This window comes from Ruegeria sp. CDSA141 (genome assembly GCF_059612005.1).
This window is the reverse complement of the sequence record NZ_JBXWPT010000009.1, coordinates 87,530-105,395: the sequence shown is the minus strand read 5'-3', so window position 1 is coordinate 105,395 and position 17,866 is coordinate 87,530. Positions and strand designations below refer to the sequence as shown.

Here is a 17,866-nt window from a genome sequence, read left to right as displayed (position 1 = left end):
CCCGGCAACAGCTATATTCAACATCAGCGCCCGTCAGGCGGATTGGCAGCAGGAGAGGACAGATGGGTATCATGATCCCAGCTTGGGTCAATGGTGAGTTGACACCTGTAGACAAGCTTGAAGTTCACGAAAAGGGGCTCAAGCACAAGGCTGTATCGGTTTTTGTTGTTCGGGGTACCGAGATCCTGTTGCAGCGCCGGGCGCTCGGTAAATACCACACGCCCGGCCTTTGGGCGAACACCTGCTGTACGCATCCAGATTGGGAGGAAAGCTCGTCCACCTGTGCCGTGCGCCGCCTGCATGAAGAGCTTGGCATCACAGGTCTTTATCCCGAATACCGACACCGTCTGGAATACCACGCCGACGTGGGCAACAGCATGGTGGAAAACGAGGTTGTCGACGTCTTTCTGGCCCATGTTCGCGGCCCGCTGAAAATCGCGCCCAACCCGGATGAAGTCATGGAAATCCGTTGGATCGATTATCACGATCTGCTGGCCGAGGTGAAACGTCATCCGGACCGGTTTACGCCCTGGCTGAAGATATACCTTCACAACCACGCCGACACGATTTTTGGCCCTGATCTGATCATTTCGGCCAAATCCTGACCCAGGCTGAAAATCCGTGCCTTGCAAGGACGGCTCAGGCCGCCTAAATCAACGCGTTATGGCCAAACAGAAGACAGACCCGAATTACAAGGTAATTGCCGAAAACCGGCGCGCCCGCTTCGATTATGCAATCGAAGAGGACATCGAATGCGGTATCGTTCTGCAAGGGTCCGAAGTCAAATCCCTGCGCGCGGGCGGCTCCAACATCGCCGAAAGCTATGCTATCGTCGATGACGGAGAGTTGTGGCTGGTCAACAGCTACATCGCGCCGTATGTGCAGGCCAAAGTGTTCAAGCATGAAGAGCGCCGCCGTCGCAAGCTGCTAGTGTCCCGCAAACAGATGTCCGATTTGTGGAATGCAACCCAGCGCAAGGGCATGACGCTGGTGCCGTTGGTTTTGTATTTCAACCACAAGGGGCTGGCCAAGATTAAGATCGGCATCGCCAAGGGTAAGAAAACCCATGACAAGCGCGAAACCCAGGCCAAGCGCGATTGGTCACGGCAGAAACAACGCTTGTTGAAAGACCACAGCTAGAACGCCATCGCCGCCTGTACCGCGCGTTGCCAACGGTCATAGGCCGCATCGCGGTCGGCTTGGTCCTGCGTTGGCTCGAACCGGCGATCCAGCGCCCATGTTTCCGCAAACCCGGCCTGATCCGGGTAAATTCCGGCTTTCATGCCTGCCAGCCATGCGGCGCCAAGGGCTGTCGTCTCCTGCATTACGGGGCGATCCACAGGCGCGCCAAGACAGTTCGACAGGCCTTGCATGGTCCAGTCAGACGCGCTCATCCCGCCATCGACACGCAGGATGACGTCGGCGTCGGCGCCCCAGTCACCCTGCATGGCGTGCCACAGGTCGCGGGTCTGGAAGGCGATGCTTTCCAGCGTGGCGCGGGCGATCTCTGCCCGGCCTGAATTGCGTGTCAGCCCGAACATCGCGCCGCGGCAATCGGGTTTCCAATAGGGTGCGCCAAGGCCGGTGAAGGCTGGCACAAGCACCACATGCTGGTTAGGATCGGCCTGAGCCGCAAGTTCGCCACTTTGCGGAGCTGAATCAATGATCTGCAACGCGTCACGCAGCCATTGCACGGCGGCCCCTGCGATAAAGATCGACCCCTCCAGCGCATAGGTACGCTGGCCGTCCAGCTGGTAAGCGATCGTCGTCAGCAGGCGGTTTTTCGACTGAACCGGTTGTGCGCCTGTGTTCAGCAGCGCAAAGCAGCCCGTGCCATAGGTTGATTTCATCATACCAGGCCGAAAACAGGCCTGCCCGATGGTCGCGGCTTGCTGGTCGCCTGCTACGCCCAGAATAGGAATGTCGCCCCCGAACAAAGTGGTGGTTCCGAAATCCGAGGCGCAATCCTTCACTTCGGGCAAAAGGTTCATGGGTACATCCAGCAGATCGCAAATCTCGGCGCTCCATGCGCCCTTGTGAATGTCGAACAGCAAAGTACGCGCGGCGTTGGTGGCATCGGTTGCGTGAACACTGCCTTCGGTCAGCCGCCAGATCAGGAAACTGTCGATCGTACCGAACAGCAATTCTCCGGCTTCTGCCCGCGCGCGGGCACCCGAAACGGTATCCAGCAGCCATTTGACCTTGGTGCTCGAGAAATAGGGATCCAGCAGCAGACCGGTCTGAGCGGTGACGTCATCCTCGCACCCGGCTTGCTTATAGCGGGCACAGATATCGGCGGTGCGGCGGTCCTGCCAGACGATGGCATTGTGGATGGCCTTACCGGTTTCTCTATCCCAGACAACCGTCGTTTCGCGCTGGTTGGTGATGCCTATACCGGCGATCTGATCCGCTGAAACACCGGTGGTTTCCATCACCTCACGGCACACATGCAAAACGCTGGACCAGATATCCTCGGGGTCGTGTTCAACCCAGCCTTCCTGCGGAAAGTGCTGAGGAAATTCCTGCTGGGCGGTGCCCACAGGCCGCATCTGCGTGTCAAACAGAATGGCGCGCGAGGATGTGGTGCCTTGATCGATTGCCAGAATATGGGTCATTTCCGCTCTCCCCCGGTATCGTTTTGCCGGACTTTAGCGCAAACAATGGCGCAGGGGCCAGTACAGAAATCAGGCCGGATTGACCGGAATATTGTCGATCAGGCGGACGCCGTCTGTCCAGGCCGTGACGAACAGGCGGGCTGGCTGGGTGGCGGTGGACAGGCTTTCCAGCGTCTCAGCACAGCGGAGGTCGATATACTCGACTTCGGTGAAACCGACCTTCAGCAAAGTTTCCTTGGCATCCTGCGCCAGCAAGGCAAAGTCTGCTCCCTCGGCCAGATCGTCGGCCACCTGCCGCATAACGCTGTTCATTTGTTCTGCGATCTTCAACCCTTGGGGGGAAAGAAGAAGGTTGCGCGACGACATCGCCAGGCCCGACGGTTCTCGTACGGTCGGGCAGCCGATCACCTCGATTGGGATATTCAGATCGCGCGCCATCCGGCGGACAACCAGCAGCTGTTGATAGTCTTTTTCCCCGAAATAGGCTCGATCCGCTCGTGTTTGCAGGAACAGCTTGGCGACCACCGTGGCCACGCCTTCGAAATGTCCGGGGCGGAAAGGGCCTTCCATCACGTCGGTCAGACCGGCGACCGATACCGTCGTCGAAAACCCTTCCGGATAGACTTCCTGCGGGTCCGGTACATAGACCGCATCGACTCCGTACGGGGCAAGCTTTCGGGCGTCCTCATGTTCGGTGCGGGGGTAATTTGCCAGGTCTTCGGGGCTATTGAACTGCTTGGGGTTCACAAAGATCGTCACGATCACCCGGTCGCAGCCCTGTTTCGCGGCCTGTGCCAGTGACAAATGCCCCTCGTGCAAAGCGCCCATGGTCGGAACCACGCCGATGGTCTCACCGTTTCGATGCCAAGTGGTGGTTTTGGCACGCAGCTCGGCCAGAGAGCGCAAAATCGGTGCGGTCATGTCTTTTGCCCTTTGGCCGGAGCCTGATCGGCAAAGACGTGTTCGTCTGCCGGGAAGGTCCGCGCGCGGACTTCGGCGGCGTATTCCGCAATGGCCGTTTCTGCCAACGGACCCAGCTCGGCATAGCGTTTGACGAATTTGGGTTTGAAGGCGGTGAAAAAGCCCACCATGTCGTCCACGACCAAAATCTGCCCGTCACAGCCCGCAGATGCACCGATGCCGATGGTCGGGATCGCAATCTCTTCGGTGATCTGGTTCGCCAGACCTTGCGGTACTTTCTCCAGAACGACCGAGAACGCGCCAGCCTCGGTCACGGCGCGGGCGTCTGCCATGACGGCTTCGGCCTGCTCGTCACGGCCCTGCACCTTATAGCCGCCCAGCGTGTTGATCGATTGCGGCGTCAATCCGATATGAGCCATCACCGGGATGCCTCGTTTCACCAGAAAGCGGATGGTTTCAGCCATTTCGACCCCGCCTTCCAGTTTGACCGAGCCTGCACTTGTGTCCGCCATCAAGCGTGCGGCGTTACGAAAGGCTTGTGTCGGGCTTTCCTCATAGCTTCCGAAAGGCATGTCGATGACCATCATCGCCCTGTCCAGGCCGCGAGACACGGCTTGACCGTGCAGGATCATCATCTCCATCGTGACCCCCAGCGTGGAGTCCAGCCCGTGCAGCACCATACCAACGCTGTCACCGACCAGAACAAAGTCGCAATGCGCGTCCATCAGGCGCGCCATTGGCGTGGTATAGGCGGTCAATGAGACCAGCGGCTCGCCACCTTTTCGGGCGCGAATATCCTCGGCGTTCGGGGCTTTCTTGCGGGCGGTGGCGCTCATGGATCGCTCCTGCAGTATTATGTTGCAGTGCGGCATAGCAGATCGGACGGGGCCGAAGAAACCCCGGTTGCGCGAACATTCCCTTGATTGACCTCAGGTTTACAGGAAAACTGTCGGTAAAACGGCCCTGAAAACAAGGGCACAACCAGTTTCAGTAGGGAGAGTTCACATGACAAAATTCATGTTTCGGACATTTGCATCGACCCTGGCCGTAGGGGCCAGCCTGCTTGCCACGCAGGCTTTGGCCAAGTCGGACATAACTATCGCGATGCAGCTTGAACCCCCGCATATGGATCCGACAAGCGCCGCAGCGCAAGCCATCGATTCGGTGGTCTATACCAATGTTTTCGAAGGCTTGACCCGCTTCATGGGCGATGGTTCGGTTGTGCCTGGCCTTGCCGAAAGCTGGGAGATATCCGAGGACGGTACGGTCTACACCTTCAAACTGCACGACGGGGTGACTTTCCATGACGGCACGACCATGGATGCAGAGGATGTCAAATTCAGCCTTGATCGCGCGACCGCCGAAGACAGCGCGAATGCACAGAAGGCCCTGTTTGCCGGTATTGAAAACGTGGAAGCGACGGACCCGCTGACCGTCAAAGTCACCCTGTCAGAGCCAAACGGAAATTTCCTGTTCAACCTGGCTTGGGGCGACGCAGTAATCGTCGCGCCCGAGAGCATTGAAAGCATCAAAACCAATCCAGTTGGCACTGGCGCCTATACCTTTGGCAACTGGGTGCAGGGTGACAGCATCACGCTGAACCGAAACCCCAATTATTGGGGCGAACAACCTGCATTAGAGACTGCAACCTTCAAGTTCATCTCGGACCCGACTGCCGCTTTTGCCGCCATGATGGCCGAGGATGTCGACGTATTTGACAACTTCCCCGCGCCAGAAAACCTGCCTCAGTTCGAGGCCGATCCGCGCTTTCAGGTTTTGGTCGGTTCGACCGAAGGCGAAACGATCCTGTCCACCAACAACAAGCAACCTCCGTTTGACAGTATTTTGGTTCGGCAGGCACTGGCACATGCCATCGACCGGCAGGCCATCATCGACGGCGCGATGTTCGGCTATGGTACCCCGATCGGAACCCATTTTGCGCCGCATCATCCGGCGTATGTCGATCTGACTGGCAATTCGGCTTACGACCCTGAAAAAGCAAAGGCGTTGCTGGCAGAGGCAGGATTCGAAAACGGGTTTGAGACCACGTTGCATCTGCCGCCGCCGTCTTATGCCCGCCGTGGGGGCGAAATCATAGCGGCGCAGTTGGCCGAGGTCGGCATCACTGCCGAGATCATCAATGTGGAATGGGCGCAATGGTTGGAAACGGTGTTCAAGGGCAAGGAGTTCGGCCTGACCATTGTCAGCCACACGGAGCCTATGGATATCGGCATTTATGCGCGCCCTGATTATTACTTCCAGTATGACAGCACGGACTTTCAGGCGCTGATGGACACGCTGAACACCACCACCGACCCCGAAGAACGCACCCGTTTGCTGGGTGAGATACAGCGCCTTATTTCAAGCGACTATGTCAATGGGTACCTATTCCAGTTGGCCAAGCTGGGCGTTGCGAAAGTCGGAGTTCAGGGCCTTTGGGAGAACGCGCCCACCGCCGCAATCGATCTGACTCAGATCAGCTGGTCTGAGTAACAGTACAGCCCGCGCCGCGCTGGGCGGCCCGGGCCTTCCATTGTGTCAGGGTGTTCTCACGCATGTTCTTGCTCCGTGCCATTCCCATCTTGGTTTTAGGTGTTTTCCTGGTGTTCAGTTCTTCGGTCGCCGCCACGGCTCAGAATGTGTTGGGTGGGCGGCTGGATGCCCTGTCCGGAACGCCCGAGAACCCGTTGGATGTTGGGATCGGCATTCGCATCGATCAGATCACCGGTGTTGATCAAAAGGCTGAAAACTACGGCGCGGTTGTGGTCTTGCGGGTGGAATGGACCGATCCTGCGTTGGCGTTTGATCCTGAGGAACAGCGGAGGGATGTCCGGGTCTTCAACCCACCCGACCTTGCCAATCATGCCGCAAGTATCGGTTCTGTTCTGCCGGCTTTTGTCATTCACAATCAGCAGTCCAACAAATGGATTCACGAATCCGCTGCATCCCTGCGGTACGACGGACGGGTGCTGTATGTCGAAAAATCGTCTCTTACACTCCAGGCGCCACATTTTAATTTCCGAAAATACCCGTTCGACACGCAGGAGTTTCATTTCGAGGTCGTTTCGGTCTTTCCGTCTGAATACGTCACTTACCATCCGTTGAACGAATTCTCTGGCCTCGGAGATCAGCTGGGCGAAGAAGAGTGGATTTTGAACAATGCCCGGTTGGAAACGTCCAGGGTCCTGGGGCTATCCGGCAAAGAAAGCGATCAGGTCGCGCTTGTTTTTGAAGGCAATCGACATCTGACATACTACGTCATTCGGGTTTTCCTTCCGATGCTTGTCTTGATCTCGGTCGGCTGGGCGCTGTTTTTTCTGGATGAATACCGCCGGAGGATCGAGATTGCAGGCGGCAACCTTCTGGTCTTTGTCGCGTTCAACTGGGCAATATCCGCTGATCTGCCCAAGCTGGGTTATCTGACTTTTCTGGATTTTGTCCTTCAGTGCATGTTTCTGATGACCGGGGCGCTGATCGTGTTCAACGTCGCACTGCGACGACTGAAAGTGTCCGGCAAGGAGCGAACGGCGCGAACCCTGGACAACTATGCGATCAAATGGATCTATCCACTGGGGTATGCCGCGATCGTGGCCTATGCGGTTTCTGCTTTCCTTCTGGTGCCTTAGACGCTGGACCCGCGCGTGATGTGACCCTAACGTGGTGCCAATGCTCCGCTACGTCCTCAAACGACTGATTTCCTTGCTTGTCAGCCTGGCCGTCGCCTCGGTGGTCATCTTCGCGGTGATCGAGGTCGCCCCGGGTGATCCGGCATCGTTCATGCTGGGCGTCAACGCGCAGGAGGACACGCTGGCCGCTTTGCGGGTCGAGCTGGGTTTGGATGGGTCCAAGATACAACGATACTTCAATTGGGTGGGCGGCATGCTGGGGGGCGATTTCGGCACCTCATACACCTACCGCACGCCAGTGTCGCAGATGATCGCGGACCGGCTTTGGGTGTCGTTACCCTTGGCACTTTACGCGCTGACTCTGTCCACCTTGATTGCCTTTCCGGCCGGAATCTATGCCGCTGCGCGTCGGGGCAAACCGGGGGACCTTGCAGTGATGGGGGCGACGCAGCTTGGGATTGCTGTGCCCAATTTCTGGTTTGCGATGATGCTTGTGCTGATCTTCGCCATCAACCTGCGTTGGTTCAATGCAGGCGGGTTTGTGGGTTGGGGCGACGGAGTGTTAGCGGGCCTGCATTCACTGACCTTGCCTGCTGTGGCTCTTGCCCTGCCACAGGCTGCGATTCTGGCGCGTGTCATGCGGTCGGCTTTGCTGGACATTCTGGGTGAGGACTTCATGCGCACGGCTCGGGCCAAGGGCCTGTCCCGCCGTCAGGCCCTTTGGCGGCATGGGGTGCGAAATGCGCTGATCCCGGTGCTGACCATCATAGGCTTGCAGTTTTCCTTCCTGCTGGCGGGATCGATCATCATTGAACAGGTTTTCTATCTGCCGGGTCTCGGGCGGCTGGTGTTTCAGGCCATTTCTGCCCGTGACCTCATCGTTGTGGAATCGGTCGTGATGCTGCTGGTCTTTGCCGTGATAACTGTCAATTTCCTTGTCGATCTTGCTTATGCGGCCGTGGACCCAAGACTGAGGAGCAGGACATGAGCCGGAACCTGATCCTTGGAGCTTTGCTGTCGTCGCTGGTGGTTCTGGCCGCGTTGGCCTCGTTCGTCTGGACCCCCTACGACCATGCCGTGCTGAACATTCCCGATAAATTGCAGCCACCAAACGGGCAGCATTGGTTTGGAACCGATCATTTCGGCCGCGACATGTTCTCGATGATCATGGTCGGTGCACGTACGTCGATTGCGGTGGCGCTGGTGGCCGTCGGCATCGGCATGGCACTTGGCGTTCCTCTTGGCCTGGCAGCGGCCGCGCGCAAAGGCTCATGGCTGGATGAGGTCATCATGCGTGGCAACGATCTGGTCTTCGCTTTCCCGTCACTGGTGATCGCCATCCTGATCACGGCAGTCTATGGCGCCGGAGCGATCAACGCCATTGTTGCGATCGGCATTTTCAACATCCCCGTCTTTGCCCGGATCACCCGCGGGGCAGCTTTGTCACTTTGGGAGAGAGAGTTCATCCTCGCCGCCCGTGTTTCGGGCAAAGGAGTGGCGCGGATATCAGCGGAACATATTCTGCCCAATGTCGCCAATCTGCTGATTGTGCAAGGGACCATCCAGTTCAGCCTTGGTATTCTGGCCGAAGCGGGACTGTCATATGTCGGCCTGGGCGCGCAGCCTCCGACGCCCAGCTGGGGCCGGATGCTTGCAGATGCGCAGACGATGGTCAGTTTTGCCCCGCATTTGGCTCTGATTCCGGGGCTGGCGATCATCGTTACAGTGCTGGGTCTGAACTTGCTGGGCGATGGTCTGCGCGACTGGCTGGACCCTCGTATCAGGGTGGCGCGGGCATGAGTTTGTTGCAGATTGAAAACCTGTCGCTGATGATCCACGGGACACCGATCCTGAAACAGGTCAGCCTGTCCATTGCCTCTGGTCAGATCGCGGCCGTGACAGGTGAAAGCGGCTCGGGCAAATCGATGACCGCTTTGGCGGTGATGAGATTGCTGCCACATGGGGCCAGCGTGGAAGGTGCTATCCGGCTGGACAGTCAGGATCTGCTGACACGGTCAGAATCCGATATGTGCACTTTGCGCGGTGCGGCCATGGGGATGGTGTTCCAGGAACCGATGACAGCGCTCAATCCGGTGAAAACTATCGGTGAACAGGTGATGGAAACGATCCTGATCCACAAGGCGATGCCCCAGCCTCAGGCCCGAACACGCGCCGAAGAGGTGCTGACCCGCGTCGGCCTGCCACCTGATCGGCTCCCCCTTTCACGCTACCCGCATGAGCTGTCCGGCGGGCAAAGGCAACGCGTGGTCATCGCCATGGCCATCGCTCTGCGCCCCAAGCTGTTGATCGCGGACGAGCCGACGACAGCGCTGGACGTCACGACACAGGCGCAGATCCTCGACCTGCTCAAGGGGCTGGTGCGCGAATATGACATGGGGCTGCTGATGATCACCCATGATCTGGCCGTTGTCTCTGATATGGCGGATCAGATCACCGTCATGCGCCACGGAGAAGTGGTTGAAAGCGGGGCCACACAGCACCTGCTGCGTCATATGCAACACCCCTATTCCCGAATGCTGTTCGAGGCGTCTGGCCATCAGGTCACTTTGCCGGAACCCGCGCAACCACAAACGTTGCTGGAGGTAAGCCAAGTTGTCCGGGACTACCGCCTGCCCCGAAAAGGCCTGTTGGACGCGCCGCGCCATCATCGGGCAGTGGATGGTGTCAGTTTCTCCCTCAACCGGGGGGAGCGGTTGGGTTTGGTAGGTGAATCCGGATGTGGAAAATCGACCCTAACGAGGGCAATATTGGGCCTGGAGGACGTTCAGTCCGGCCAAATTCGGCTGGGTGGTCAGCCGGTTTTCACGGGGCACAAACCCAACCTTGCAGTCCGCCGGAAGATGCAGGTGGTGTTTCAGGATCCATATGGCAGCTTCAACCCCCGCCACCGTGTCGCGCGACTGATCACCGAGCCTTTCCATTTGCTGGACACCCCGCCAACCGGATCAGAACGACAGGATCAGATATCTGAAATTCTGACGGCGGTCGGCCTCGGCCCCGACGACGCGGGCAAGTACATCCATGAGTTTTCGGGCGGGCAACGACAACGGATCGCTATTGCACGCGCCCTGATCATTCGGCCCGAACTCATATTGTTCGACGAGGCGGTTTCGGCCCTCGATGTTTCCGTCCGTGCTCAGATCCTCGATCTGCTCGCCGAATTGTGTGAAGCCTATGACCTGACCTATCTGTTCATCAGCCATGACCTGAGCGTTGTCCGCACGATCACCGACCGTGTGATGGTGATGCAGTCCGGGCGGATCGTTGAACAGGGTCAGACAAAGCAGGTGTTCGAAGACCCGCAGCACCTGTACACGCAAAGCCTGATTGCCGCTGCGCCCCAGTTGCCCGAGATAAAGTCACTGACGGCGTAAAATCCTTTTTTAGAGCCTGATTGGAGGCCCAAAATGACTCAGAAAACTTGGTTTGATCCCACCTTGTGCCTGATCGGCGGGCGCTGGACCCAAGCGGATACGGGCGACAGCCTGCCTTTGATCAACCCTTCGGACGGGACCGAGATTTGCCGAATCGCCCGAGGGTCCGAGGCGGATGTTGACGCGGCGGTCAAAGCTGCCCGATCTGCGTTGAAGGGTGATTGGGGGCGAAAGACGGCCTTGGAGCGCGGCCGTATCCTGACCCGGTTGGGCCAACTGGTGCAGGAACGGGTGGACGATCTGGCGCGGCTTGAGGCGATGGATGTCGGCAAACCGCTGACGCAGGCCCGGGCAGACGCGGTCGCCCTGGCGCGCTATTGCGAGTTCTACGGCGGTGCGGCGGACAAGGTGATGGGCGAGACCATTCCCTATCTCGATGGCTACACCGTCTATACCCTGCGCGAACCGCATGGGGTGACGGGCCATATCGTGCCCTGGAACTATCCGATGCAGATTATCGGGCGTTCGGTCGGGGCGGCGTTGGCCATGGGCAACGCATGTGTTCTGAAACCAGCGGAAGAGGCCTGCCTGACCGCGTTGGCCTTTGCCCATCTTGCGCAACAGGCCGGGCTGCCAGCCGGAGCATTGAACGTCGTGCCCGGTCTGGGGGCCGAGGCAGGCGCGGCGCTGTCCGGACATTCGGGTGTAAACCACATCTCGTTCACCGGTTCTGTTGCCACAGGGGCCCTTGTGCAGCGGGCGGCGGGACGCAACGTGGTGCCCGTGACGCTGGAACTGGGCGGGAAATCCCCGCAATTGGTTTTTGACGATGCCGATCTGAATGCAGCGCTGCCGTTTCTGGTGAATGCGGGTGTCCAAAATGCGGGCCAGACCTGTTCCGCCTCATCCCGCATCCTGGTGCAGCGGGGCGTCTATGAGCAGGTCAGATCGCGCATGGCCAAGGCCTATGAAGAACTGACCGTCGGGCCGGCGATGCAGGATCTGCGCGTTGGACCGTTGATCTCGGACCGGCAGAGACAGATTGTCAGGGGCTTTCTGAAAACAGCCACGGACCTGACTATCGCTGCGCAGGGGCAGATTGTCGATGACGCGCCAGAAACCGGAGCCTATGTCCGGCCCACTTTGTTCGCAGACGTGCCACCAGATCATCAATTGGCACAGGCCGAGATTTTCGGCCCGGTTCAGGTTCTGATCCCGTTTGACACCGAAGAACAGGCTCTGACCATAGCGAATAGTACGGAATACGGCCTGGTCGCCAGCGTCTGGACGCGGGACGGTGCGCGACAGATGCGGTTGGCGAAAGCGCTGCACTCAGGTCAGGTTTTCATCAACAACTACGGTGCAGGCGGCGGCGTTGAACTGCCGTTTGGTGGGGTGGGAAAATCCGGCCATGGCCGCGAAAAAGGGTTCGAAGCTTTGTACGGCTTTTCACAGTTGAAGACAGTTGCCGCGTTTCACGGGTAACATTTACCCAGGCAGTTCAGATCAGCTTTGCTTCCAATGCGTGATTGCCCCAAATCTGTGATGTCCGCGTGGCAGAATGCCCACTGAACCAACCTCCGACGACTTCGTCGGCAACCTTGGCGCTGGGGGGGAACTTTTGTCTGCCGCCGTCTGCCAGGATCACCAAGTCAAACCAGACCCGAACTGAATACGGCGCATTGATCCGGCCTGAATTCAGGTTGTACTTGTGCCAGTGTACCGGGCAGCTTAGGAAAACGACCTTGTTGAATTGTGCCCCCATCTCGGCGGCTTTCATGACGACATTGCAGCCGTGGCTGTGGGCAACCACATCGCAGCCGTGATAAGCCTCAAGATCTATCCAGTTTTTCAGGTGTTTGGCAGCAATATGTCGGCCGCGGTCGGACCACCGGCCCTCCCATTCATAGTAGTTCCGCCCTGAAAAGATGTCGTTGCGATGCGGCTTGATGTAATTATGCAGATCTCCGACATGGGGATAGTACCATGTGGGGTCGGGATTGACTTCGAAGTGCGTGCCATGAACAAGAAGCAACCCCGGGACACCGGCTTTCTGTTGCGCGGGCGCCGTTGGAACCTTCGAACCCAGCGGGTCTGAAATCAGAGCGGACGACAACACAGTAAGCAAATCTTGCGAGAGCGGCTCCAACTGCGCCCAACGTGCCGTAAACACACCAAGCCAAAGACGTGGCGGAAAAGATTCCGGCGAATACAGTTTGAGGCACGAACTCAGTGCGGCAAGAGCAACAATTGAATCAGGGGCTGCCAGACCAAGCTTCAAAGCAGCGTCAATATGTTCGAGGTTCGGCTGTTCTTCTGCTGCTCTGATCGCCTCGAACAAACGTTGGTAATACCCCTCAGGCTCTGGCGAAGTAAGCAGGTCAACGGGCCTTAGGTCGCCGGGGCCAATAAAGAAACGCATGTATTCGTGGGCGGATATTTGGCGGTCGTCAATTGGTCGGAATCCGAGCATGACAAGCTGTTTGGACAGAACGGCATCGTCAGTTTCTTCCAAATCGCGGTCCAACAGGAAAAGGTCGCTGTCATTGTTTTCGGCTTGCAGAAACTGCGCGCGGGATATCAGGTATGCGGCGTAGGAAAAAAGTGAAAGCTCGTCTCGGGATCCGCCGGTTTCGTAGAAGTTCTTTGGTTCAAAAATCATTGTATCTCAACCTTACTGCTCGTTGGGAATGCTTTCCAAACTAGCATCAGGTGAGTTGCTGACAAATGTTGAACTCGCCGCCGTGGTTCAGACGATCACTTCGATCGCCTTTTGCTCTCCGACATCAAACACCCGCTTATAGCGCTCGATCTGGTCTTTCGGCCCCATCGCTTTTTCCGGGTTGTCCGACAGTTTCACCGTCGGGCGTCCATTGGCCGATACCGCTTTGCAGACCAATGAGAACGGCGCCAGCGCGTCATTGGGAACGAGCCCGCGAAAATCGTTGGTCAGCAAGGTTCCCCAACCGAAGGAAATATTGGCGCGGCCCGCAAACTGGGCATGCAATTCCTGAATTTTCTCTACATCCAGACCGTCAGAGAAAATGATCCGTTTCCGTGTCGGGTCTTCACCGCGCGCTTTCCACCAGTCGATGGCAACCTCGGCTGCCGCTGCCGGGTCTCCGCTGTCGATGCGAATGCCGGTCCAACCCGCCAGCCAGTCAGGAGCATTGTCCAGAAACCCCTTGGTGCCATAGGTGTCGGGCAGGATGATGCGCAGGTTGCCGTCATGCTCGTCATGCCAGTCGCTGAGCACGTCATAAGGGGCTTGCGCCAACGCTTCATCCGTGTCGGCCAGCGCGGAATAGACCATGGGGAGTTCGTGCGCATTGGTGCCGATGGCCTCGACCTCGCGTCGCATGGCGATCAGGCAGTTCGAGGTTCCGGTAAAGGATTCGCCCAACCCTTCGATCATCGCCTGCACGCACCAATCCTGCCACAGGAAGGAATGCCTCCGTCTGGTGCCGAAATCCGCGATCCCAAGCCCGTTTATCGAGCTCAACTTTTCGATCTTCTCCCAAACTCGGGTCATCGCGCGGGCGTACAGCACCTGCAATTCGAACCGGCGCATATCGTTCAGCACAGCGCGCGAGCGTAATTCCATCAACACCGCCAGCGCGGGGATTTCCCACAACATGACCTCGTGCCATTTGCCTTCAAAGGTCAGTTCATATTGGTCACCTTTGCGTTCAAGGTGATAGGGCGGCAGGCGCATATTCTCGAACCACTCCATGAAGTCGGAGCGGAACATCTGCCGTTTCCCATAGAACATGTTGCCGCGCAGCCAGGTGCTTTCCCCCCGGCTGAGGCTGAGGGACCGGATGTGATCCAACTGTTCCCGCAGTTCGCCTTCATCGATCAAACGCGCCAGAGGTACGTGATTCGACCGGTTGATCAGCGAAAATACAACGTCTGTTTGGGGCTTGTTTCGAAACACTGACTGGCACATCAGCAGTTTGTAGAAGTCAGTATCGATCAAAGACCGTACAATCGGGTCAATCTTCCATTTGTGATTGTAGACGCGGGTCGCGATGTCGACCATGGGGAACTCCTGCGATTTCCGTAGTTAGATCAATCGACTCCGGAAATGGCAAGAGTCGCTGATTTGGTGACAATGCCAGTTTGACGTCACAATACCGGCATATTGTGCATTGTTTTCACCGGTTAGTGAGAAGAGGGGATGGAAAGACGAAACTGAGTTTGTAAATGGGTATCGAGTACGATTTTGATATTGTTAACGTAGCGTTGGATGATTTGGACCCCGAAAAGCTGGGGGCTGACTCTGATACGGAACGCCGGGTGTGTGCAGTGTTCCGAGATATCAGAGCCGCGGACGCGTTGCGTGGAACATCACCGAAAATCCGCAAGATTTTTCTGGATGCCGGATTCAGTCTCGAGTCGCGCAACAGCGGCATTGTGCCTGGTGTGTTTCCAGCCGAAGATCAGGCGGATCGGGTGCGAATTCTGCGGTCGCTGTTTGAAAGCATCAGGGCGCGTGGAATTCAGGGTGAATATTGCGGCGATTTCAACCTTTGGGATTTCCTGCACTATGTGCGAACAGCACAGCCCATGGCGGGGATCGTACGCAGCCGGCCGATGCGCGTTCCGTCACCACCGTCAAGCCAGACCAACCCGGAACGTCGCACTGTACCTGGACGCATTGGGTTTGCGCTGGGTCTGGCTGTTGTCCTGTTCGTAATGATCAAGCTTTTGGCCGCCGCAGGTGCCACACCTTAGGTCAATACGACTCCGGCGTTCCGCATCGCCTGCTCGGCTGCTGCCAGCGAACCGTCCATATCAATCGCGCGGCAGGCATCCATGCGAACTGTGACTCCGAAACCCAACCGGGCGGCGTCCACTGCGGAAAAGTGGACGCAGTAATCGGTGGCCAATCCCGCAAGGGTCAAATGGTCGATGCCTCGGGTATCGAAATAGCCTTTCAGACCTGTCGGTGTCTGGTGGTCATTCTCGAAGAACGCGGAATAGCTGTCGATGGCACCGCGGAACCCTTTGCGAAGGATCAAATCGCCATCCGTGCGCAATTCGGGATGAAAACCCGCGCCCTGGGTGCCTTGTACGCAGTGATCGGGCCACAAAACCTGTGGGCCGTAGGGCAATTCGATCAATTCGAACGGGTTTTTGCCATCGTGGGAGCTTGCGAACGAAGAATGCCCTGCAGGATGCCAGTCCTGAGTCAGGATCACGGCGTCGAATTCGTCCATTATGGCGTTTATCGGTGCGACGATCTCGTCCCCCTCTGCCACAGCCAGTGCGCCACCGGGGCAAAAGTCGTTCTGGACATCGATCACGAGCAGGGCATGGGTCATGGCGGTCTCCTGTATTTACTCTATCGGTAGGCGGCGGCGCGCAGGGCGTCAATGCAATCCCTTGCGACTCTGGGTCTGCGAAGGTAGATCGCGCATATGTACACAATCGCTGCCCTCTATCACTTTACCCGTTTCGCGGATCCAGCCGCGTTGCGCGACCCCTTGCTGGACCTGTGCCGTAAGCGGTCCGTCACCGGTACGCTGCTGCTTGCACAGGAAGGGATCAACGGCACAATTGCTGGCCCGCGTGCCGGAATCGACGCCGTGCTGACACTTATCCAATCCTTGCCGGGCTGTGCTGATCTGGAGTGGAAGGAAGCGACCTCGGACCATCCGCCTTTCGGCAAGATGAAGGTGCGGTTGAAGAAAGAGATCGTGACCATGGGTCAGCCCGATGTCGACCCGCGCGCCCGTGTCGGTAACTATGTCGACCCGCAGGAGTGGAATGACCTGATCCGTTCTGAAGATGTCGTGCTGATCGACACGCGAAACGATTACGAAGTGGCAATCGGGACGTTTGAAGGCGCAATAGACCCTGAAACAGCCAGTTTCCGCGATTTTCCGGCATGGTGGGAACAGAACAAGGACCGCTTTCACAACAAGCGGGTCGCCATGTTCTGCACGGGCGGTATCCGTTGCGAGAAATCAACCAACTACCTGCTGGGTCAGGGGGTCGAGGATGTCTATCACCTCAAGGGCGGTATCCTGCGGTATCTTGAGGAAATGCCCGCTGAAGACAGTTCGTGGCAGGGGGAATGCTTTGTGTTCGACAATCGTGTTTCGGTTGGTCACGGGCTTGTTGAAGGGCCGCACAAGCTCTGTCACGGCTGCCGGCGTCCAATCCTTCCGGAGGATGTGAAGCGCCCGGAATACGAGCATGGCGTTTCATGCCATCAATGCATCGATGAGACCTCCGAGGCTGATAAAATGCGCTTTCGCGAGCGGCAAAAGCAGATTCTGCTGGCGCGCGAACGGGGTGAGGCGCATCTGCGGCAGGGCTGAATTCGGGTTGCAGGCCTTTGCGTTAGATCGGATGATCTGCTCGCAGGCCAGATTGAAGGGGCGTTCATGCACCGCAAACCCACGACTTTGGATGAATGGAAATCAACCCTGATTGCAGCGTTGGGGCTGGTTCTGGCGAGCTTTCTTGCCTGGTATGGTCTTTCGCGCCTGAGCGAGGCGGCTGCGGGCGACACGATTGGCACAATCGCTTCGGTTGGCCTGTTGATCTGGCTGGTGTCGCAGTCTTGGTATTACATGACCCAGGTGAAGTCGCCCCGCAGGCTTTTGTTTCTGATGGGGGTGTCGTTCATACAGGTTGTCCCCTTCCTGTTCGCCGCGGTTTACGGCGCCTTCGGATACAACGACCACTGTGTCATCGGCGCAGAGGGTCCGGGTGATATTCTGTATTTTTCCTACGTCACCTTCACAACAGTCGGATATGGCGACATGTCCCCGACCGGTCTGTGCCGTGGGCTCGCCGTGTCCGAAGCCGTGACAGGATATATCCTGCTGGGAATGTTTGTTGCCGCAGCAGTTTCGCTTTACGCCCGCAATCACAATCAGGAAAGACCCTAATAAGGGTTTATTTGTTCTGATCGATCCAGCGAGACATCATTTTCTTGTCACGGAAACACTCGGACGGGATCGGGCGGCGTTTACTGCGTGAAATCCGCTCGGCAAATGCAACCTGCTTACCTGTCGGGTAGTTGTCGAATTTCGAAGAGCCACGCGGTTTGTGGGTCGAGATCCAATCAGACAAGAGCCGCCGGTCACGTTGTGCTTCAACCGGGATCTCAAGTGCCGATTGCTCGGCGATCGCGCGCGCATATCGCATTTGCCGGTCAGTCACCGGAAGCAGGTGGTAATCATTGTTTGGCCCATTAAGGGCTGCGTGACGTGCTTGCTGGGTCATCGGTTTTTCCTCTGACTGAGTAGAACATAAATAGAACATTAACCAAAAATTTCAAGGTTTGCGGGGT

At 57.6% G+C, this 17,866-nt stretch carries 18 protein-coding genes; 11 read left to right on the top strand and 7 right to left on the bottom strand.

What is annotated here, in order from left to right; translation table 11 throughout:
- The first annotated feature begins 62 nt into the window (after positions 1-62).
- Together idi and smpB are read left to right on the top strand one after the other, a co-directional pair.
- A complete protein-coding gene (gene idi / locus AC2FLP_RS14010) occupies positions 63-605 on the top strand; it encodes an isopentenyl-diphosphate Delta-isomerase (RefSeq protein ID WP_299899615.1) in 543 nt (180 codons plus the stop codon).
- Positions 606-663: 58 nt separating this feature from the next.
- The gene (gene smpB / locus AC2FLP_RS14005) at positions 664-1,140 is read left to right on the top strand and encodes an SsrA-binding protein SmpB (RefSeq protein ID WP_496684329.1); all 477 of its coding nucleotides are present in this window, start codon (positions 664-666) and stop codon (positions 1,138-1,140) included.
- On the opposite strand, the gene glpK is transcribed toward smpB, so the two are convergent.
- From glpK to panB, 3 genes are all read right to left on the bottom strand, one after another.
- Positions 1,137-2,615: a glycerol kinase GlpK gene (glpK, locus tag AC2FLP_RS14000; protein WP_496684326.1), complete on the bottom strand. Its 1,479-nt coding sequence runs from the start codon at positions 2,613-2,615 to the stop codon at positions 1,137-1,139. The two genes, smpB and glpK, sit on opposite strands and share 4 nt — an antisense overlap.
- 69 nt (positions 2,616-2,684) lie before the next feature.
- Positions 2,685-3,536, bottom strand: coding sequence for a pantoate--beta-alanine ligase (gene panC / locus AC2FLP_RS13995; protein WP_496684323.1), 852 nt, complete (start codon positions 3,534-3,536; stop codon positions 2,685-2,687).
- Complete coding sequence (gene panB, locus AC2FLP_RS13990; protein WP_496684320.1) at positions 3,533-4,372, bottom strand: 3-methyl-2-oxobutanoate hydroxymethyltransferase; 840 nt, start codon at positions 4,370-4,372, stop codon at positions 3,533-3,535. Before panB ends, panC begins: the two co-directional genes overlap by 4 nt.
- Positions 4,373-4,541: 169 nt before the next feature.
- Here panB and AC2FLP_RS13985 point away from each other — a divergent pair, with 169 nt between their 5' ends.
- The 6 genes from AC2FLP_RS13985 (at position 4,542) to AC2FLP_RS13960 (ending at position 12,042) form a co-directional block, all read left to right on the top strand.
- Positions 4,542-6,029: an ABC transporter substrate-binding protein gene (locus tag AC2FLP_RS13985; RefSeq protein WP_299899608.1), complete on the top strand. Its 1,488-nt coding sequence runs from the start codon at positions 4,542-4,544 to the stop codon at positions 6,027-6,029.
- A 62-nt stretch (positions 6,030-6,091) separates the two neighbouring features.
- On the top strand, positions 6,092-7,162 hold the full coding sequence (locus AC2FLP_RS13980; RefSeq protein WP_299899606.1) for a ligand-gated ion channel: 1,071 nt from the start codon (positions 6,092-6,094) through the stop codon (positions 7,160-7,162).
- A gap of 40 nt (positions 7,163-7,202) precedes the next feature.
- Positions 7,203-8,150 (top strand): ABC transporter permease, encoded by a 948-nt coding sequence (locus tag AC2FLP_RS13975; protein WP_299899604.1) that lies wholly within the window; start codon positions 7,203-7,205, stop codon positions 8,148-8,150.
- On the top strand, positions 8,147-8,962 hold the full coding sequence (locus tag AC2FLP_RS13970) for an ABC transporter permease (protein ID WP_299636910.1): 816 nt from the start codon (positions 8,147-8,149) through the stop codon (positions 8,960-8,962). The genes AC2FLP_RS13975 and AC2FLP_RS13970 overlap by 4 nt, the downstream gene beginning before the upstream one ends.
- Entirely contained in the window at positions 8,959-10,557 is a 1,599-nt protein-coding gene (locus tag AC2FLP_RS13965) for an ABC transporter ATP-binding protein (protein ID WP_496684315.1), read from the top strand. Before AC2FLP_RS13970 ends, AC2FLP_RS13965 begins: the two co-directional genes overlap by 4 nt.
- A gap of 33 nt (positions 10,558-10,590) precedes the next feature.
- Positions 10,591-12,042 (top strand): aldehyde dehydrogenase family protein, encoded by a 1,452-nt coding sequence (locus AC2FLP_RS13960; RefSeq protein WP_496684312.1) that lies wholly within the window; start codon positions 10,591-10,593, stop codon positions 12,040-12,042.
- Between the two features lie 16 nt (positions 12,043-12,058).
- Here the strand turns inward: AC2FLP_RS13960 and AC2FLP_RS13955 are convergent, their stop codons facing one another.
- Together AC2FLP_RS13955 and pncB are read right to left on the bottom strand one after the other, a co-directional pair.
- Positions 12,059-13,219, bottom strand: coding sequence for a hypothetical protein (locus tag AC2FLP_RS13955; protein ID WP_496684309.1), 1,161 nt, complete (start codon positions 13,217-13,219; stop codon positions 12,059-12,061).
- A gap of 87 nt (positions 13,220-13,306) precedes the next feature.
- Positions 13,307-14,599, bottom strand: coding sequence for a nicotinate phosphoribosyltransferase (pncB, locus tag AC2FLP_RS13950; protein ID WP_299899592.1), 1,293 nt, complete (start codon positions 14,597-14,599; stop codon positions 13,307-13,309).
- Between the two features lie 164 nt (positions 14,600-14,763).
- On the opposite strand from pncB, the gene AC2FLP_RS13945 reads away from it, so the two are divergent.
- A complete protein-coding gene (locus tag AC2FLP_RS13945) occupies positions 14,764-15,294 on the top strand; it encodes a hypothetical protein (protein ID WP_117871685.1) in 531 nt (176 codons plus the stop codon).
- Here the strand turns inward: AC2FLP_RS13945 and pncA are convergent.
- The gene (gene pncA, locus AC2FLP_RS13940) at positions 15,291-15,884 is read right to left on the bottom strand and encodes a bifunctional nicotinamidase/pyrazinamidase (RefSeq protein WP_496684305.1); all 594 of its coding nucleotides are present in this window, start codon (positions 15,882-15,884) and stop codon (positions 15,291-15,293) included. The two genes, AC2FLP_RS13945 and pncA, sit on opposite strands and share 4 nt — an antisense overlap.
- A 96-nt stretch (positions 15,885-15,980) precedes the next feature.
- Between pncA and trhO the strand changes: the two genes are divergently transcribed.
- Positions 15,981-16,886, top strand: a complete 906-nt coding sequence (gene trhO, locus AC2FLP_RS13935; protein ID WP_496684302.1) for an oxygen-dependent tRNA uridine(34) hydroxylase TrhO — start codon at positions 15,981-15,983, stop codon at positions 16,884-16,886.
- A 66-nt stretch (positions 16,887-16,952) separates the two neighbouring features.
- Positions 16,953-17,462, top strand: a complete 510-nt coding sequence (locus AC2FLP_RS13930) for a potassium channel family protein (RefSeq protein WP_117871691.1) — start codon at positions 16,953-16,955, stop codon at positions 17,460-17,462.
- A 7-nt stretch (positions 17,463-17,469) separates the two neighbouring features.
- On the opposite strand, the gene AC2FLP_RS13925 is transcribed toward AC2FLP_RS13930, so the two are convergent.
- Complete coding sequence (locus AC2FLP_RS13925; RefSeq protein ID WP_299899585.1) at positions 17,470-17,799, bottom strand: hypothetical protein; 330 nt, start codon at positions 17,797-17,799, stop codon at positions 17,470-17,472.
- Between the last annotated feature and the right edge of the window lie 67 nt (positions 17,800-17,866).

What these genes read in the sequence shown, in the direction of transcription:
- idi (WP_299899615.1), top strand. Translation starts at nt 63, where the DNA reads ATGGGTATCATGATCCCAGCTTGGGTCAATGGTGAGTTGACACCTGTA.
- smpB (WP_496684329.1), top strand. Translation starts at nt 664, where the DNA reads ATGGCCAAACAGAAGACAGACCCGAATTACAAGGTAATTGCCGAAAAC.
- glpK (WP_496684326.1), bottom strand. Translation starts at nt 2,615, where the DNA reads ATGACCCATATTCTGGCAATCGATCAAGGCACCACATCCTCGCGCGCC.
- panC (WP_496684323.1), bottom strand. Translation starts at nt 3,536, where the DNA reads ATGACCGCACCGATTTTGCGCTCTCTGGCCGAGCTGCGTGCCAAAACC.
- panB (WP_496684320.1), bottom strand. Translation starts at nt 4,372, where the DNA reads ATGAGCGCCACCGCCCGCAAGAAAGCCCCGAACGCCGAGGATATTCGC.
- AC2FLP_RS13985 (WP_299899608.1), top strand. Translation starts at nt 4,542, where the DNA reads ATGACAAAATTCATGTTTCGGACATTTGCATCGACCCTGGCCGTAGGG.
- AC2FLP_RS13980 (WP_299899606.1), top strand. Translation starts at nt 6,092, where the DNA reads ATGTTCTTGCTCCGTGCCATTCCCATCTTGGTTTTAGGTGTTTTCCTG.
- AC2FLP_RS13975 (WP_299899604.1), top strand. Translation starts at nt 7,203, where the DNA reads ATGCTCCGCTACGTCCTCAAACGACTGATTTCCTTGCTTGTCAGCCTG.
- AC2FLP_RS13970 (WP_299636910.1), top strand. Translation starts at nt 8,147, where the DNA reads ATGAGCCGGAACCTGATCCTTGGAGCTTTGCTGTCGTCGCTGGTGGTT.
- AC2FLP_RS13965 (WP_496684315.1), top strand. Translation starts at nt 8,959, where the DNA reads ATGAGTTTGTTGCAGATTGAAAACCTGTCGCTGATGATCCACGGGACA.
- AC2FLP_RS13960 (WP_496684312.1), top strand. Translation starts at nt 10,591, where the DNA reads ATGACTCAGAAAACTTGGTTTGATCCCACCTTGTGCCTGATCGGCGGG.
- AC2FLP_RS13955 (WP_496684309.1), bottom strand. Translation starts at nt 13,219, where the DNA reads ATGATTTTTGAACCAAAGAACTTCTACGAAACCGGCGGATCCCGAGAC.
- pncB (WP_299899592.1), bottom strand. Translation starts at nt 14,599, where the DNA reads ATGGTCGACATCGCGACCCGCGTCTACAATCACAAATGGAAGATTGAC.
- AC2FLP_RS13945 (WP_117871685.1), top strand. Translation starts at nt 14,764, where the DNA reads ATGGGTATCGAGTACGATTTTGATATTGTTAACGTAGCGTTGGATGAT.
- pncA (WP_496684305.1), bottom strand. Translation starts at nt 15,884, where the DNA reads ATGACCCATGCCCTGCTCGTGATCGATGTCCAGAACGACTTTTGCCCC.
- trhO (WP_496684302.1), top strand. Translation starts at nt 15,981, where the DNA reads ATGTACACAATCGCTGCCCTCTATCACTTTACCCGTTTCGCGGATCCA.
- AC2FLP_RS13930 (WP_117871691.1), top strand. Translation starts at nt 16,953, where the DNA reads ATGCACCGCAAACCCACGACTTTGGATGAATGGAAATCAACCCTGATT.
- AC2FLP_RS13925 (WP_299899585.1), bottom strand. Translation starts at nt 17,799, where the DNA reads ATGACCCAGCAAGCACGTCACGCAGCCCTTAATGGGCCAAACAATGAT.